Source organism: Lentibacillus songyuanensis (assembly GCF_039548255.1).
GTDB classification, from domain to species: Bacteria; Bacillota; Bacilli; order Bacillales; family Amphibacillaceae; genus Lentibacillus_C; species Lentibacillus_C songyuanensis.
In genome coordinates this window covers 210,633-229,003 of sequence record NZ_JBCLVH010000004.1, presented here as the reverse complement: position 1 = coordinate 229,003, position 18,371 = coordinate 210,633, and the positions used below count along the sequence as shown (strand labels likewise).

General features: G+C 36.1%; 13 protein-coding genes. 1 reads left to right on the top strand and 12 read right to left on the bottom strand.

The genetic code is table 11. The annotated features are described in order from the left end of the window. Positions 1-72 precede the first annotated feature (72 nt). Together WMZ97_RS06665 and WMZ97_RS06660 are read right to left on the bottom strand one after the other, a co-directional pair. Complete coding sequence (locus WMZ97_RS06665) at positions 73-1,014, bottom strand: RpnC/YadD family protein (protein ID WP_343271306.1); 942 nt, start codon at positions 1,012-1,014, stop codon at positions 73-75. Positions 1,015-1,161: 147 nt separating this feature from the next. Further along, positions 1,162-1,413 (bottom strand): GlsB/YeaQ/YmgE family stress response membrane protein, encoded by a 252-nt coding sequence (locus WMZ97_RS06660; RefSeq protein ID WP_343271305.1) that lies wholly within the window; start codon positions 1,411-1,413, stop codon positions 1,162-1,164. Between the two features lie 462 nt (positions 1,414-1,875). Between WMZ97_RS06660 and WMZ97_RS06655 the strand changes: the two genes are divergently transcribed. Continuing rightward, complete coding sequence (locus WMZ97_RS06655) at positions 1,876-2,592, top strand: glycerophosphodiester phosphodiesterase (RefSeq protein ID WP_343271304.1); 717 nt, start codon at positions 1,876-1,878, stop codon at positions 2,590-2,592. A 125-nt stretch (positions 2,593-2,717) separates the two neighbouring features. On the opposite strand, the gene tagH is transcribed toward WMZ97_RS06655, so the two are convergent. The 10 genes from tagH to WMZ97_RS06605 all read right to left on the bottom strand — a co-directional run bounded on the left by tagH (position 2,718) and on the right by WMZ97_RS06605 (position 18,036). Beyond that, positions 2,718-3,518 (bottom strand): teichoic acids export ABC transporter ATP-binding subunit TagH, encoded by an 801-nt coding sequence (tagH, locus tag WMZ97_RS06650; protein WP_343271303.1) that lies wholly within the window; start codon positions 3,516-3,518, stop codon positions 2,718-2,720. Positions 3,519-3,533: 15 nt separating this feature from the next. Next, positions 3,534-4,358: an ABC transporter permease gene (locus WMZ97_RS06645; protein WP_343271302.1), complete on the bottom strand. Its 825-nt coding sequence runs from the start codon at positions 4,356-4,358 to the stop codon at positions 3,534-3,536. A 305-nt stretch (positions 4,359-4,663) separates the two neighbouring features. Continuing rightward, positions 4,664-5,689, bottom strand: coding sequence for a dTDP-glucose 4,6-dehydratase (gene rfbB / locus WMZ97_RS06640; RefSeq protein WP_343271301.1), 1,026 nt, complete (start codon positions 5,687-5,689; stop codon positions 4,664-4,666). Positions 5,690-5,694: 5 nt separating this feature from the next. Next, positions 5,695-6,543: a dTDP-4-dehydrorhamnose reductase gene (gene rfbD, locus WMZ97_RS06635; RefSeq protein WP_343271300.1), complete on the bottom strand. Its 849-nt coding sequence runs from the start codon at positions 6,541-6,543 to the stop codon at positions 5,695-5,697. 6 nt (positions 6,544-6,549) lie between these two features. After that, positions 6,550-7,110, bottom strand: coding sequence for a dTDP-4-dehydrorhamnose 3,5-epimerase (gene rfbC / locus WMZ97_RS06630; protein WP_343271299.1), 561 nt, complete (start codon positions 7,108-7,110; stop codon positions 6,550-6,552). A gap of 11 nt (positions 7,111-7,121) precedes the next feature. Continuing rightward, positions 7,122-8,000 (bottom strand): glucose-1-phosphate thymidylyltransferase RfbA, encoded by an 879-nt coding sequence (rfbA, locus tag WMZ97_RS06625; protein WP_343271298.1) that lies wholly within the window; start codon positions 7,998-8,000, stop codon positions 7,122-7,124. 23 nt (positions 8,001-8,023) lie between these two features. Continuing rightward, entirely contained in the window at positions 8,024-9,886 is a 1,863-nt protein-coding gene (locus WMZ97_RS06620; RefSeq protein ID WP_343271297.1) for a glycosyltransferase family 2 protein, read from the bottom strand. A 328-nt stretch (positions 9,887-10,214) separates the two neighbouring features. Further along, positions 10,215-13,226 carry a glucosaminidase domain-containing protein gene (locus WMZ97_RS06615; RefSeq protein WP_343271296.1) on the bottom strand — a complete coding sequence of 1,004 codons (3,012 nt, stop codon included), beginning with the start codon at positions 13,224-13,226 and terminating at the stop codon, positions 10,215-10,217. A 293-nt stretch (positions 13,227-13,519) separates the two neighbouring features. Further along, positions 13,520-16,147, bottom strand: coding sequence for an N-acetylmuramoyl-L-alanine amidase (locus WMZ97_RS06610; protein ID WP_343271295.1), 2,628 nt, complete (start codon positions 16,145-16,147; stop codon positions 13,520-13,522). Positions 16,148-16,920: 773 nt separating this feature from the next. Beyond that, complete coding sequence (locus tag WMZ97_RS06605) at positions 16,921-18,036, bottom strand: IS4 family transposase (RefSeq protein ID WP_343271294.1); 1,116 nt, start codon at positions 18,034-18,036, stop codon at positions 16,921-16,923. Positions 18,037-18,371: the final 335 nt, after the last annotated feature.

Here is an 18,371-nt window from a genome sequence, read left to right as displayed (position 1 = left end):
GAACATGTATCAAAAAAAGCTTTAAATCGATTAGATCCAAAACATTTCCCCACTGTCTTGGATCTATTACAATTAATTCAAGTTTTTCTTTAATTCCTCAATTTCCTCTTTGTCCAAATGTGTCACTTCGGCAATCAAACCAATGGACATCCCTTTTTTCAACATCTCACATGCTACTTCCTTAATTCCATTTTTCTTTCCTAGTTCTTTTCCAATTTCTTTTCCAATTTCTTTTCCTAATTCTTTTCCTAATTCTTTCCCCTTCTCTATCCCACGTTCTTCATACGAAATCGGCAATTCCATAATCTTATCTGCATTATCCAATTGTTTAATTTCCTTCATCAGCTCTTCCTCCTGTTCATCGCTTAGCGTTAAATAGGTTTCAAAAAATCCATATATCAGCCGTTGTCTTGCTGGATCTAATTCCATTCGGGCCATCATCTGCAAAAATTCCTTTTTCACCTGTATCTTCTCTTTTTCCGTATATCCCATTTTACTGAGCAATGCCGCAGCAGCTGGATTATTAGATTGAATATAGTCTCTCCAGTTCTTTGTGTGTAAAAGCAATGTTTTATAATGAAATGTTAGCACATGAAAAAAGGGAAACCCTATCGTAAATGCATCTTTCTCCCAATTTTCCTTATAACTAAAAACCGCTATTGGGATAATCGGCTTCCTGTACTTATTGTACAACAAAGTAAAATACAGAAACATCCGCTCATGGAAGTCTGGCTCTTGATAGCTTTGCGGTTCGATATGGACGATAATAACCGAATCCGTGCCCTTAAGTGTGGTCTCAACAACGATATCGAGTCTTCTGTTTCTACCTTTAACAATATCCGTATGGGTCTCCTCTGAGATTGGACTGACTGCGTGAAAATCAAGATGATCGTGAATGTCAGGAAAGAATGCTTCCAAAAACTCTTCGAAAAATGTGTGAATTAATTGTTTGAACAGCTGATCGTGCTTGGTGTAACTCGGGGAATCTTCCTTGACAAATGTTGTTACTGTCAAATAAGCACATCCTTTATGAGGGTATGAAGCGGGGGAACAGAGGTGTTCTATCTAGGTATAATGTATCAGAAGATTAACGAAAGTGCAAGAATAATGAACAGCAAAAAAGAGATGGTCTCCCACCTCTTTCGCCATTCATTCACTTCATTATGCGGTTCGAAATGATCGGAACAAAAAGCTCAAAATCAGTACGAGGATAACCGCACCGATAATGGCCGGAATAATGGAAATACCTGCAAGCTCCGGACCCCAGGATCCTAGTATTAATGTTCCCAACCATGAACCAACAAGGCCAGCTATAATATTCCCAATAATTCCTCCTGGTACGTTCCGACTAGCGATTAACCCGCCTAGCCAGCCAATCACACCACCAACAATAAGCATCCAGATTATACCCATTATATCACTCCTTACGTAAAAATATAATTGGAATCATTCAACAGTAAAACCTGTAACCAGCTATTATCGAAGGCAACTCCTTCAAATAATTAATCCTATTATTTGTTATCTCATCCAATTTATACGATGCACCGTTGAAAAAGCTATTACCTTCACGTCTGGTCACAGAAAGAATGGTTTCACTTGCTAAACAAGCGTTTGTTTCTTAAATTTTACCTTCCTTTTTGAGTTAAAACGTACATGTCCACTCGCACATCTTCTTCATTTGTAACATTCCACATCGATTTGATTTTAAAACCAGCCAGTCACATCTCTTGTACCATCTGTTCATCAAACACCCCTTCCGAATTGCAAGGTTACTTATCCTTTTCCCGTTCTTTTCCAAATTTATGCCTATCTTGGAGAAACAATCCCTAGATATGTTATGATTTAGCTAGCAAATTTTTATAGGAGAGATGCGGTTTGGCACTAAATTTTGCACATAGAGGTTCGCTTACCGAAGCACCGGAAAACACATTGCCAGCCTTCCAAAAAGCAATGGGCCATGGCGCGCAGGCATTAGAATTAGATGTCCAATTGACAAAGGATCAGCAGCTTATCATCTGTCACGACCATAAGCTTTCAAGGTTCAATAAGGAAGCTGTGGGGCTGATTAAAGATTTCACACTCGCAGAAATCAAGAACATTGACGTTGGCTCTGCTTTCTCTGAGGAATATCAAGGCACCACGCTGATAACGCTGGATGAGCTGTTGGAAATATGCCCCAGTGATCTATTGCTAAATATTGAAATTAAAAACATTCCCGTCATTTATCCAGGTATTGAACGTCTACTGCTCAATTGCTTGCAGCGGCATAATCGACTGGATAATGTGATTATCTCTTCCTTTGACCATGTCGCATTAGCGAACGTGCAGCAGCTGGCACCAGATATGCCGCTTGGAATGCTGTTTTATTATCGGATATTACGAGCATGGGAATATGTCAAAGCGAGCGGTCTTCGTATCCAGAGCATTCATCCGAATCAGGTATATGTTGATCAAACGTTTGTTCAGGAGTGTAAACGGCTTGGTTATAAGGTTTATCCATATACGGTGAATGCTGTTGAGCGGTATAAGGAATTGCTTTCATTTGGGGTAGATGGTGTGTTTTCAAATGAGCCGGGGATATTTGGGCGGTAAATTTGAATGGCTCCAGTGTACTTTTTGTGTACTGGAGCCCTAACGCCTATTTTTATATCTAGTTAGAATACTGTATATACTCTAACTTCACCAACTGCAATAATAGTTGGTCATGCGCTTTTTAACTAAGCCATCAGGGCCTTTTGTTGTTTTTCTAAAGCTTCTTTTTTATATGTCTCCTTATCTTCCTTGGACATCTTTTTATATTTCTTTAAAAACTCCTCGTACTTCGGCATAACATCCTCAACCATTCCAAAGTCTTTCACCATTCCATATTCCAACCAAAGGATCTTCTCGCAAAACTTTTTCATTTGTCCAATGGAATGACTAACAAAGATCATTGTTTTTCCCATTTCTTTAAATTCTTTCATTTTGTCTAAACTTTTTTCGGCAAACGCTTTATCACCTACAGACAATGCTTCATCAATAATTAATATATCAGGATCAACATTAACAGAGATGGCAAAGCCAAGCCGGGACTTCATTCCACTTGAATAAGATTTCACCGGTTGATCGATAAACTTCCCTAATTCAGAGAACTCAATAATTTCCGGCTCCAGTTTCTTTATTTCAGTCTTGTTAAATCCTAACATAAGACACTTTAATTCAATATTATCTCTGCCTGTAAGATCCCCTTTCAAACCAGAGGAAACTGCAATCAAAGATGCCTGTCCATTTACCTGAACGCTACCCGATGTTTCTGGGACGATGCCGGCAATAATGTTAGACAACGTGGATTTTCCGGACCCATTTATCCCAACAAAACCGACAACATCCCCCTTTTCCGCTTCAAAATCGACATCCGTTAGTGCATAAAAAGATTCGCCATAGCTTTTTGGGGTAATCAAGTCTAATATGCGTTCTTTATTCCCACTATATAACTTATACTTTTTTGTAACGTTTTTTGCAATAATTGCTTTTTCCATCGTTATCACTAGCCCCTATAAATAATCAATAAAGTGTCTGCGAAATTTTACATGCATTGTAGAGCCCACTATAAACAGTACAATAACTAGTCCCCAAAAATAAAGCGTGTAGTGCCAGTGCTCAATAAAATACCAGCCCGCTCCAAAAAATGCGGAACGATACCCCTCGATTAAATAAAGCAAAGGGTTCAACTTTAACAATTGCATTATTGTCGGAAATTGGTCGGTTAATATCGTGATTGGCCATAACACACCCGAAACATAGAGAAACATACGTAATGTAGAATTTAATAACATGTGTATATCCCTTATTATAGTTGATAGTGTCGATGTTATAAGTGATATAGCGAAAATCAAACAAAATGCAGCAAAAATAAAATAGATGAGTTGTAAATAATATATATTCACATAAAAACCATTCAATTGGAAAATGAGTATCGTGATGATTATCATGATTAGATGCACATAGAACTGCGAAAAAATAACATAGTTCGGTATAACACTCATTGGAAAGTTCATTTTTGATAACATGCGTAATCTCGTGTAAATGGATTTAGACCCTTGAATCGTTGCTTGATAAAAGAAATTCCATAGAAAAAAAGCAGCCATTAACCAGATAAAGAACGGGATTTCAACTCCCCCGACTTCCACAGGCTCTCTATTCCTTAGCGTTCCAAACACAAACCAATAAATTAATATTTGGATTGCAGGGTTAAGAATCTCCCAAGTCATGCCTAAATAATTGTTTTTATTTTGGCTTTTTAATTCATACATAGAAAGTCTTTTAATTAAGTAAAAGTTTTTTATTTGTTCTCTTAATACGGTGATTGCCGAGTTCATATTGGCTTTTCCTTTCTGTCTACTTACAATAAAAGTTCTATAAGAAAACTCTATCGAAACCTTTTGTTCTTGCCAAAGTACGATTATACCACAATATAGAGCCTAAACAACATCTATTTTGAAACATCCTATCAATAATAAACCTTCAATTAAAAACTTAATTATCAGGGAACGAATAGTGTCATAAGCACATCATCCGCTTATATGTTAAAAGCATAAAATATATCTAAATGATGTACTCATTTTACTACAGTACCTAAGCAAATGTTGGGTTCAAGTTCTTACCAGCTTTGTAAAGTTTCATATTATTTCCCTAAGGTATACTGTTTTTTAAAGTATTCCTTATATTCCCCGCTAATGATTTGTTCCCACCATTCTTTATTTTGTAAATACCATTCAATTGTTTGAGCTATACCTGTCTTAAATGTATAGGTTGGATTCCAACCGAGCTCTTCTAATTTTGTGGGATCAATTGCATATCTTTTATCATGGCCTAACCGATCCTTAACAAACTTTATAAGGCTTTCTGATTTACCAAGGGTTTCTATAATTGTTTTCACAACTTCAAGATTAGTCTTTTCATTATGGCCGCCTACATTATATACCTCCCCATTTAAGCCCTTATGAAGGACTAGGTCAATAGCTGAACAATGATCATAGACGTGAAGCCAATCTCTTATGTTTTTTCCATCGCCGTATACAGGTACAGTCTCATCATTCAACACTCTTGATATTGTGAGTGGGATTAATTTCTCCGGAAAATGATAAGGCCCGTAATTATTCGAGCAACGGGTAATATTAATCGGCAAATTATATGTTTCATGATATGCACGAACTAAAAAGTCGGAAGAAGCCTTGCTAGCACTATATGGGCTATTCGGGTTTAGCGGAGTATCCTCAGTAAAAAACTTCGCAGGATCAAAATCCAACTCCCCATACACTTCGTCTGTAGATACATGGAGAAATTTAGTAACTCCGATTTGTTTTGCTGCATCTAGTAATATTTGCGTTCCCAATACATTCGTTTTGATAAAAACCTCTGGGTCTGTAATTGAACGATCCACATGACTTTCAGCTGCGAAATGAATGATGTAATCAAACTTTTCTGTTTCAAAGTGATTCATTATTGCTTCTCTATCACTAATGTCAGCTTTTATAAAATGATAATTTCCCTTATCTTCAATTTTTTTGTGTTTCGTTAAATCGCCGGCGTATGTTAGTAAATCAAGATTAAAGATATCATATTCTTGGTATTTATCAACTATATATTGGACAAAATTCCCGCCAATAAAACCAGATCCACCAGTAACTAATACTTTTTTTCTATTCATGTCGATTACACCTCATGTTTCAGCATATTTAAATAATAGGCCAATGAATCTTGCCATTTTGGTAATGGAGTAAATCCGTTATGTTTAAGTTTTTCTTTAGACAATCGTGAATTTTTTGGTCTTGCAGCACGAGTAGGAAAATCTTTTGTAGGAATGACGTTGACAAGAACATCATTATGAGATTGCTTAAATATTTCTTCAGCAAATTCCGCCCAACTACAAATACCCTCATTAGTTGCATGATAAATTCCGTATGTTTCACTTTGAATCATTTCTAATAATAACTTCGCGAGGTCATATGTATAAGTAGGAGAGCCAATTTGATCACCTACTACATTAACCTCATTATGAGATTCGGCTAAGCGTAGCATCGTTTTAACAAAATTGTTTCCATTAATACCAAATACCCATGAAGTTCTTACAACAAAACCTTCTGTGATCCTTTGAACAATCTTTTCGCCTTCCAATTTTGTTAAGCCATAGTAGTTAACAGGATCTGTTTTATCAGTTTCTTTAAATGGGCTTTCTCCCTTACCGTCAAAAACATAATCTGTGCTAACGTACAAAAATTTGACACCGATTTTTTTTGCGACATCAACAAGATTTTTTGTTCCTATAACATTTACCTTCCAACAAAAATCCTTATCATCCTCTGCTTTATCTACTGCGGTATAAGCTGCACAATGAATAATTGCGTCTGGATTAAGCTGTTCAATATAGCTTATAACTTCATTTCTTTTAGTAATATCCAGACTTTCGCTTCCAACACCAAACATTGTAAAACCTTGCTTTGTTCCTTCGTTTACCAGATCATACCCCAATTGCCCCGTATAACCCGTAACTAAGATTTTCATTTAAAACTACTCCCCATAGGTAAAATTATTCTTTGCTTTATCCAAAGTTAGAGCTACTTTATCCTTTTCAGATAAAATAGGTTCAACATCCACCGGCCATTCAATACCAATTGTTGGGTCATTCCAGATTACCCCACCTTCACATTCAGGTGCATAATCATTATCAACCTTATATTGAACCTCAACGTCTTTGGTAATGGTTATAAATCCATGAGCAAATCCTTTTGGTATCAACAATTGCTTTTTGTTTTCTTCAGTAAGTTCAACGCCAACCCATTTCCCAAATTCAGGGCTGCCCTTTCTAATATCTACAGCAACGTCAAAAATTGCACCTCTTGTACATCTTACAATTTTTGCTTGCGCTTTAGGATTGAGCTGATAGTGCAAACCCCGTAATGTTCCTTTTACCGCTGAGTATGATTGGTTATCTTGAATAAAATTTATATTAATACCTTCTTCTTTTAACTTAGTATAATTATGTGTTTCCATAAACCAACCGCGATGATCTCCGAAAACACTTGGTTCAATTACTTTAACGCCTGTTAAGTTTGTTTCAATAATTTTCATTACGTTCACCTCTAGTATTTTATATCACCGTTTGCAACTTTTAATAAGTACTGCCCGTAACCTGTTTTGGAAAATATTTTTCCTGAGCGAAGCAATTCTTCCCGAGCAATCCATTCATTTACATATGCAATTTCTTCGGGAGCAGATATTTTGATATCTTGATGCTCCTCAATAGTTCTTACAAAATTTGTAGCGTCAACTAAGCTTTCATGAGTGCCCGTATCTAACCATGTGTAACCACGTCCCAAAAGTTCGACATGAAGGTCTCCTTGATTTAAATATGCTTCATTAATTGAGGTGATTTCCAATTCACCGCGCTCTGAGGGTTTGACATTTTTCGCAATATCTACAACTCGATTATCATAAAAGTATAAACCTGTAATGGCATAATTAGATTTAGGTACTTCCGGTTTTTCTTCCACACTTATAACTTTTCCACCCTTATCAAACTCAACAACACCAAAACGTTCTGGGTCTGAAACATGGTATCCAAAAACAGTTGCTCCCGATTTTCTTTTACTTGCACTAATAAGCTTGTTCCGTAATCCACTCCCATAATAAATATTATCACCTAAAATCATCGCAACCGAGTCACCGCCAATAAATTCCTCACCAATAATAAATGCCTGTGCTAACCCATCTGGGCTTTCTTGGACCGCAAACTGAAAACTTACTCCAAATTGTGATCCATCACCTAATAACGCTTGAAAACGTGGTATATCTTCTGGTGTTGAAATTATTAAGATATCCTTAATACCTGCAAGCATTAATGTTGATAGAGGATAATATATCATTGGTTTATCATATACAGGGAGTAACTGTTTACTCGTTACCATAGTTAGTGGATACAATCGTGTGCCACTTCCACCTGCTAAAATTATGCCTTTCATATTTTCATCTCCCGCTCTACTTCTTAAAAACTGTTTATATTTCCTATTACTTTCTTTAATTTCTCGATTCGAGAATAAGATACGTCAACATATAATTTGATATTTGACTTTCTTCCTTCAAATATTGTTGTAATCCAGTACTTACCTTCAGGTAATTTTGATGTTGCTGTAATACGTGCCCCATCATCATCCCCCACTAAATATGCCGGGTATTTAAATGAAACCTTATCCTCATCATCATTATCAAATATTATTTGACCCTTTATTTTAGTATAACCATGCACATAAGTATCCTTTAGATCAACAGTTATCTCTCCATTTTGTTTATTATAAATTAAATCTGACTGGGCTGGTTTTGATATTTTCACCACACTTTTAACTTTACTGCCTATATCTACTGTCAATAATTGGGACTTGTTTTGATAAGCAACAACTGAATAACCATTTATTAAAGCTGCTTTACTAAAACCTTTTGGAGCGACTAATCCTTTATGGAAAGTATAACCTAAGGCAGAAAACCTTGTTGCAACATCCCATGGCTGTTTATCTAAAGGATTTCCTAATGCTGCTTTTTGCAAATTGATTTTCGTTACTAGTGTTCCCGTTAATTTAACCTCATCGGAACTAATTCGTGTTGTTTCAACCTTTGATTTTTCAGCAGGAATTGACCAAGAAACTCTAGTCTTCCTCCCCAATATACTTGCTTCGTAAGTAGATGAAGCAATAAAATCAGTTATATCAAGTAAACGATCGGGAATTTCATCTTTTAATTCATTTGGGATCGCCCTATCAAGTTTATTTTGATCAATTGATAACTTATATGGTTCTTTCTCTGCTAAAGTCAGATCAGCATTCATATGAATCAACAACTCTCCATCAATCCACTTTATATCCGACACATAACTCCTAGCTGTGATACTTTCATCCTGCCTAGCTAACATTCTGAGTTCATCTATTTTTCCACGTCTTAAAAAATATGATCTTGCCTGGTCTATCAGGGTCATTTCATAATCGATTGACTCGGGCACAAAATCCTCAGCTATTTTTTTCGCATACATAAATTCCACATCAATACGTTCATCGTTTATATGGAGTAACCTGGACCCCAAAATGCCAAGTGCCCGTGTTCGATACCAATGCTTGATCATGTACTTTAAATCATCTCTATCTGCTATAGTTTCATTAAAAAATGTAAAAAGATTACGGATTTGCTCCCATTTTTCATGGGGGTCTCTGCCGAAACTGCTCGAACTATTTGATCCTGTCGCAATCCAATAATATGTTGGATAATCCGAGAGAACTGCTACCTTTGCACCGCTCACGAAGACTTTAGTATTAAAGTATACATCTTCCCATAAAACTCTTGCGCCTTCGTTAAACTTTATATCGTTCTCTAAAAGAAACTTTCTCCGATAAAATTTATGAGGAGTCATTGGCAATAACGAACTAATCCCCAGTTTTTCTGCAGATGGAATATTTTCTTTAAAGTTATTCCAGCCCCAAGACCATCCTTTAGTGCGCACTTCTTTTCCGTTTACCACATCAGCATTATTACGTATTCCAAATTCATAAACTCGCTCGAACGCTTCCGGAAATATATAATCATCGTGATCTAAAAAGAGTATGTAATCTCCACTAGCCATATTAACCCCAATATTTCTTGGCCTGCTTCCCCATCCAGAATTGGGTATTTGTTTTGTTAGAACATTTTTGCGTGAATCCTCTAAATTCTTCAATTCATCATATATATCCGTTGTCGATCCATCATCTACAAATATAAGTTCATACTCGTCTTTATTCATTGTTTGTTTATCAATAGAATCAACTAATCGCGCTAAGGCTATCGGATCTGTGTTATATGTGGGTACTACAGCACTAATCTTCATTAATTCCCATCCCTTTCAAAGTATTTCATTTACATCGTAAATAAGTGTAAAATCTCACTAACCCTTAAGACTAAGCCAACAAATTTTCCCATAAGAAACACTTATTACTAACTAACAAATTTCATAAGGTAACTCCAGATTTCATCATATCTGAATTCAATATTTTTATGGATAGTTATATAAAAACCGTATATCTGATTTCAAAAACCCTAAATTATTATAACAAAAATATATTTACAATGCATAAATACATTTCTTATAAAGATATTTTTAATTCAAAAGGTGCATCTTGCAAATTCAAAATGCACCTTTTCGTCTTCATATTATTTTAATTTATAAACCCACTAAACTCATTTGCTATATTTACAATCTTGCTTACCCAAGCTTCATCAGTTGAGTATTGATGCCAGCTGCCATCAAAACGCATATTATTAATAGTAGGTTGAGAATATGGATAACTGGATGCATACAATTCCCTGTTCACATAATTTTTGTTAATCCAAATTGCCCCGGCAACAATTCCTCCCTTTTGGGAATCAAAGGTATATGCACCTTGTGCAGGTTGTGAATCTATTGCTCCAATACCATAATAATTATACTTTTTATTTACTATACTTGACCTTCCCCAATCGGATTCAAGTGCGGAGTGAGCCAATAAATATATAGCATTTAATCCACTCTCTTTTTGAGCTGAAAGATATGCATCACCCATACCAGTCATTGATGTATTTTGTCCACCAGTCTTATAATCTATAAATTTATTGATTTGGTTTGCAGTAACAGAAGATTTAGTATCTAAAGGCGTAAAAGGTGTAATTGAATTTGTAACTTTATCCTTTTTATCAAATTCATATCTAATTAGATTGTATCCTGAATTTTCATCATCAGAAAATAGCCCTCCCCAAATCCAGCCTTTTTCACCTGAAGTTGTTTGAATTTGATACCATTTTTTATAGTTGGGATCTAATAGTTCTGAATAACCTAACACGTAAACTCCTGTACCATTATCAATGGTTCCTATGTTTTCACCAGACGTACCTGGACTAGTTCTGAAATTCCTAGTATCTTTTACAAGCCATAAATTATCCGTTAATTTGTTTGCTAAATCTTTTGTATGAACCCAACCGATTTTACCATCAGTTGTTTTTATTTGAGTAGCATATTGCTGTTCTTTTATTTTATAAACAGTATCACCATATTTCAAGGTGTCATAACGTTCATAATTAGGATTTAAATGTATATGATAATCGCTTAGTTCCTCAAAGCTCCGATATACTGGAAGTTCAATAGCTGTAACCACCAAATTATTTGTTGCCTTCTTAAATGCATCACCTTGGCTAACTGATTCACCTTTCCCTTTTGAGACTAGCTTGATTTCGATGGCCTCTACTCTTTTTGAGAGCCCCTCCGAACCAGCTTTCATCCCATTCTTTGCCCAACCTAACCAGCCAAAGTCTTGTACATGTCCACGATAATACACATCATAATGCTTTGCCATTTCACCAGTTAAGTTGATTTTTATAGCTTCCATTCGTTTACTTTGTCCAGTTGTACCGGCTATGTCACCATTGGATTTGCTTTTCATCCAGCCTTTGTTTTGCACATGGGCTGAGTAGGTGATTCCTCCGCTATATGGTGCATCCTTTAAATCAACCTTAATTGCCTCTATTCGTTTCTTCTGTCCAGTTGTGCCACCCTTTTTTCCATCTGCTACAAAGTCCATCCAACCTTTACTTTGAACATGGGTGGAATAAACGACAGATGGTTTAGTAAGTAGTGGTTTAGTTGTTGAACCGGGTGCCTTCTCACCTTTTTCAACCAACACAACTTCAATTGCTTCCATTCGTTTGGATAGCCCTTCCGTTCCCGCCGCTTGACCATTTTTCGCCCAATCTAACCACCCAAAATCTTGGACATGCCCACGATAATAGACATCATAGTGTTTTGCCATTTCGCCTGTTAAATTAATTTTAATGGCTTCCATTCGCTTCTTCTGTCCAGTTGTACCGGCTATGTCACCATTGGATTTGCTTTTCATCCAGCCTTTGTCTTGCACATGGGCTGAGTAGGTGATTCCTCCGCTATATGGTGCATCCTTTAAATCAACCTTAATTGCCTCTATTCGTTTCTTCTGTCCAGTTGTGCCACCCTTTTTTCCATCTGCTACAAAGTCCATCCAACCTTTACTTTGAACATGGGTGGAATAAACGACAGATGGTTTAGTAAGTAGTGGTTTAGTTGTTGAACCGGGTGCCTTCTCACCTTTTTCAACCAACACAACTTCAATTGCTTCCATTCGTTTGGATAGCCCTTCCGTTCCCGCCGCTTGACCATTTTTCGCCCAATCTAACCACCCAAAATCTTGGACATGCCCACGATAATAGACATCATAGTGTTTTGCCATTTCGCCTGTTAAATTAATTTTAATGGCTTCCATTCGCTTGCTTTCTCCAGTTGTACCTGATATGGCATCATTGGATTTGCTTTGCATCCAGCCTTTGCTTTGAACATGACTTGAATATGTAATCCCTCCCTTATAGGGGGTGTTATTCAAATCAATTTTAATTGCTTCTATACGTTTCTTTTTCCCTGTAGTTCCACTCTTTTCCCCATCCGCTACGTAGTCCATCCAACCCTTACTTTGAACATGCGTGGAATAAGTAATAGAAGCCGAATTACCCGCTGCCTTTTTCAAACTCCTTTCCTTTGCCACATCAGGGTTTTCTTTTTTCGCAGTCGAACTATCTTTGGAAGACCCTTTATCTTTTTGCGCATCTTTAACTTGGTCTTGTTTGTCCTCATCCGAATTTAATGTGTCATATTCTTCCTTCGTAATATCTTTCTTTTGACCATTTTCATCCGTTGAATAATAAACTAGTTCTTGTTTAATTATAGTATCATTTTCATCAATTGTTTTAACTTCTTCAATGGAAGTACCATTTTCATTTTCAGTAACTACGGTAGTCTGATTATTTAATTCCTGGGGCTTTACTTCCTCCGCTTTAAATGAATCAGATGCAACTAGTCTATATTGGAAACCTTCATTTTCCATGAAAGTAATTCCTTTTAGTTCATCGGTAACGTCTAATACAACTTCATTTATGGTTTTGGACGAATCTTTTTGATTCACAATTTTACCCTTAACAGATGTTTTCGATTCATCAGTCCAACCTGTTAGTAGTAATTGGATATTTTCATTAATTACTATTTCTTGTTCTCCACCTTCGTAATAAATAAAATAGTAGCTTAAGTCATCTGTTTCTTCATCTTTCCCACTTGGGTTCTCTAATGCATAAGCAATGTTTGTTTGTGAAACTATTACTAACAGCACTAATAACATACTGATCAACGAAAATATCTTTTTTGGCATACTCATTCTCCCTATGTAATATTAAATTCATAAAAACTTGAATGATGTTTAGTTGTAAACCAACACAATTCGAGCCTTTATCCTATTATTCTATCACAAAATCAGCAGAAGTAATTACCAATTTCGACAATGTTTAGAAATTAAAACAAACTGCTATAAAGATTGATTGAACAATTGTGACATTTAAAATAAAAAAGGGGAAGAAATCGCTATAAATTTCCATCCCTTTTAATTCGCTTTATTATTGCTAATTGAGTAAAAGACTACTTAACGTATTTAGAGTAGTTATCAACTCCATTAGTAATAGCCTTAGCTAATTTCTTCTGATAGGAACCACTTATTAAATTCTGGCGTTCGCTTGGATTAGTAATAAAACCAAGTTCTAGCAAAACTGCAGGCATTGCAGATTCGCGTAAAACTGAAAATGTGTTCCTTTTGACTCCTCGATTATACGCCCTTGTGTAGTTAATCATATATTCTTGAATTTTGTTTGCGAGCACCCCGCTTTTTAAAAGCCTTTGTGAATTATTATGCATAATCCCATTTATCTTCGAAGGATAATCTGGATCATATTCATAAAAATAGGACTCAATACCATAAGCCGCAGTTGGCCCGGAATTAATATGAATACTAATGAAAATATCAGCTTTTAAATCATTGGCCATTTGTGAACGTTCTAGTAATGATAGATAGGTATTATTATGACGGGACATATACACCGTATAGCCACGTTTTAATAATAACGATTGGACTTTTTTAGCTATAGCCAAATTTAAATCTGCTTCATGATATCCTCCACTGGTTGCACCAGAGTCATATCCACCATGTCCAGGGTCTAGAAACACCACTAACCCTTTCCGAAATGCATCACCTTGGCTAACTGATTCACCTTTCCCTTTTGAGACTAGCTTGATTTCGATGGCCTCTACTCTTTTTGAGAGCCCTTCCGAACCAGCATTCATTCCATTCTTTGCCCAGCCTAGCCATCCAAAGTCTTGAACATGTCCACGATAATACACATCATAATGTTTAGCCATTTCTCCAGTTAAATTGATTTTAATGGCTTCCATTCGTTTACTTTGTCCAGTTGTACCGGCTATGTCACCATTGGATGTACTTTTCATCCACCCTTTGCTTTGAACATGGGCTGAGTAGGTAATATCACCACTGTATGGGGCATCCTTTAAATCTATCTTAATGGCTTCTATCCGTTTCTTCTGTCCAGTTGTACCACCTTTTTTACCATCTGCTACAAAGTCCATCCAGCCTTTACTTTGAACATGGGTGGAATAAACGACAGATGGTTTGGTAAGTAATGGTTTAGTTGTTGAACCGGGGGCCTTTTTTCCTTTTTTTACTAAAACTATTTCAATGGCTTCCATTCGTTTATACAGCCCTTGTGTCCCAGATGCCTGGCCATTTTTTGCCCAATCTAACCATCCAAAGTCTTGAACATGTCCACGATAATATACGTCATAATGCTTTGCGATATCACCTGTTAATTCTATCTTAACTGCTTCCATCCGTTTCTTCTGTCCAGTTGTACCAGCTATGTCACCATTGGATGTACTTTCCATCCAGCCTTTATCTTGAACATGAGCCGAATAGGTAATTCCTCCACTATAGGGTGCATCCTTTAAATCAACCTTAATGGCTTCTATCCGTTTCTTCTGTCCAGTTGTACCACCTTTTTTACCATCTGCTACAAAATCCATCCAGCCTTTACTTTGAACATGGGTGGAATAAACGACAGATGGTTTGGTAAGTAATGGTTTAGTTGTTGAACCAGGGGCCTTTTTTCCTTTTTCAACCAACACTATTTCGATGGCCTCCATTCGTTTATACAGCCCTTCTGTTCCTGCTGCTTGACCATTTTTAGCCCAATCTAACCATCCAAAGTCTTGCACATGCCCCCGATAATATACATCATAGTGTTTGGCCATTTCTCCGGTTAAATTGATTTTAATGGCTTCCATTCGTTTGTTGTTTCCTGTTGTACCAGATATGTCACCATTGGATACACTATTTAACCAACCTTTGTCTTGAACGTGGCTTGAATATGTGATCCCCCCACTATAAGAAGCATTTTTTATATCAATCTTAATAGCTTCCATTCGTTTGTTGTTTCCTGTTGTACCGCCCATATCACCATCCGCCACAGAATCCATCCAACCTTTACTTTGAACATGGGTGGAATAAACGACAGAAGGGGTTTCTACCGCTGACTTTTTCATTAACGCTTGAGCGCTCTCTTCTTTTGTAATTGACTTTTCTTTACTAGGCTCTTTTACACTTTGTGAATCCTCAATTGGCTTTTGCTTATCCTCAGCTGAATTTAATGTCTCATATTCTTCTTTTGTAATTTCTACTTTTTGATCATTATCATCCGTTGAATAGTAAACTAATTCTTGTTTAATTATAGTATTGTTTTCATCAATTGTTTTAACTTTTTCAATGGAAGTTCCATTTTCATTTTCGGCCTCCACCGTAGCCTGCTTATTTAGTTCCTGGGGTTTTACTTCCTCAACCTTAAATGAATCGGAATCATCTAACCGATATTGGATACTTTCGTTTTCTGTTAAAGTAATTTCATCTAATTCGGGGGTAACATCCAACACAATATCATCATTTATGGTTTTAGACTCATCCTTTTGATTTACAATCTTACCATTAATTGCTGACTTCGACTTATCAGTCCAACCCGTTAATAGTAATTGGGTATTTTCATTAATTACTATTTCTTGTTCTTCTCCATCGTAATGAATGAAATAATAGCTTAAATCTCCCTCATCTTCACTTGAATTGGCTAATGCATAGGTGATATTAAGTTGAGAAACAGGCACTAAAAACACTAATAACATACTAATAAGTATAAATACTTTCTTTTGCATCCTCATTCTCCCTTGTGTAGTAAGTTCAATTATTTGTAATAAATCAGCGACATTCGGGCTCCATGTTATTTTCTATTGTTAGAATTATAAATCTGATAGATCTTGGCAACGCAAAGCAGCGTTTTAAATTCAGAAAAGGAATCACTTCACCTAATCCTGTATAATGGTAGCCAACTATGACATATGTATGTATATCAATCTCAAGAGTTTTCCATTTAAATCAATACCTACGCCTATTGTGTTTTGTTCATTATTTTGACCACCATTATGTTCCCTTTTTAGCCCATTAGACTTAGAACCGTCAGTATGTGCTAATTATGACTGCTAAAGAAACTTAAATAGACCTCAAAATATTCTTGATAAACTATTCCCCTCCTCCTATTTATTGCAAATAAGGCATTTGGTTAGTAAATTAATGAACCCCACACCTTATTATTTCGACATTTTTTTCAAATTTTAAAGTCTCATTCTTATTTTCAGGGGAGAGCATAATAGAACTTAATTTATCTATTTTAAAATACCGCATTATTATGCAGTTCTTTCATATCTAAATTAAATTTTGTTTGAAGCTGTATAAATATTGTCATTTTTAACATCCTTACCTTCAAACTTTTGATACTCATCCCACTAGCGTTGCATAAATGTAGTCAAAATGTTCAGTAAACATTGTTCTCGTAAATTTTGCCAAAAAGTCAAAGTCCAATCAAAGGTGGCTCTGCCCATTTGGTAAAATTATACAGTTAATGCTAAATTGCAACGACGACAATCACTTATTACGGAACTGTCTTGTTTTCAAATCGGTGTAGCCAAATGTAAGCCGGCTTCCAAAGCGCAGCCTTTAACCAACGGGTAATTCGGAGCAACGATTTCTTGCTTTTTGTTTCCAGTTGGATGAGCACATGCAAACAATAGGTGATGAGTGCAATATAGATTTGATTTTGTAACGCTGTTTCACTCATTCCGTAAAAATGTTTGATTTCTACGTGCTGCTTTAACCATTTGAAAAATAATTCAATGGCCCAGCGTGATCGATATATATCGCTAATTTCTTGCGGTTTCAAGTCAAATCGATTAGTGATTAATCGAAGAATGTTTCCCTTCGTATCCATCACTTCAAGAAGACGAAATATGTTTTCGCACCGATTTTGTGTGGATCCTATGTAAACCATTCTGTCGGATAGAACTGTTGATTCAGCTAGAACTGAAAACGAACATACCTCACGAATGACGGCATTTTTCTTTATTCTGGATGCAAAAAAGTATCCATCATCTGTCATTCGATCAAAGCGTTCGTAATCCACATAGCCACGATCAAAGACATACATGGCGTCCTTGTCATCGACGAGGATTTCAAGCTGATTACGGTCATGTTCTTTGGCTACTGTGATCTCAGCTTTCTCAGGATAAACAGTATCTTTATCCATGAAAACGAGACGTAAATGCAGCTTCACACCGGCCTTTGTTTTACGGAACTTTGCCCACTTATAATTGGTTAAGTTAAGTGGCAAGGTGCTAGAATCAATGATTTTTAATGGCATATTCTTGTAGGCCTTATTGTGATATCCGCGTATCTGCTGCACAAGATCAGAAAACAGGGTCGCTAATATGGATGGATCAATTTCTTTATTCTTTCGGGAAAGCTGGGATGCACTAATCGATTCGAAACCAACAGCTTTCTGAAAGTCTGCATCCAATAAAGCGTCACTTAATGCTTGAAGCCCTTCCATTTCGTGTACTTGTGCATAAAGCATCAGTTTAATATAAGCTTCCGTCGTAAGTTTTTTGGTATAGCTATCTTGTTTCAGGTTTTTAACTTGATCACAAAGTTTTTTAGAATTTATAGGCGCAATCCATTTACCAAATGCTGATTTTAGTGTATTCTTGTCCATATGTTGGTCCTTTATATTGGATTTGGACAGGAAACCACCTGACCAATTCATTATAAAGGATTTTTTGTTGTCTATACAGTCAAATATTGAACGTTACCAATATTTTTTATTATTGGATTTAATTAATGCAACGCTAGTGTCATCCCTAGACTAAATAATGAATGTCATTATTTAGTCTTATGGAGAGATAGAATACAACACATAATATATCCAAACAATAAACACCATCAGTGATTTCTAGCCATAAGTATCAAATACACTTTTCAGACATAAAAAAATAAGTAAAATTGCGTACAACAGATAAAAGTTAAACAATAAAATTGAATGACTAAATC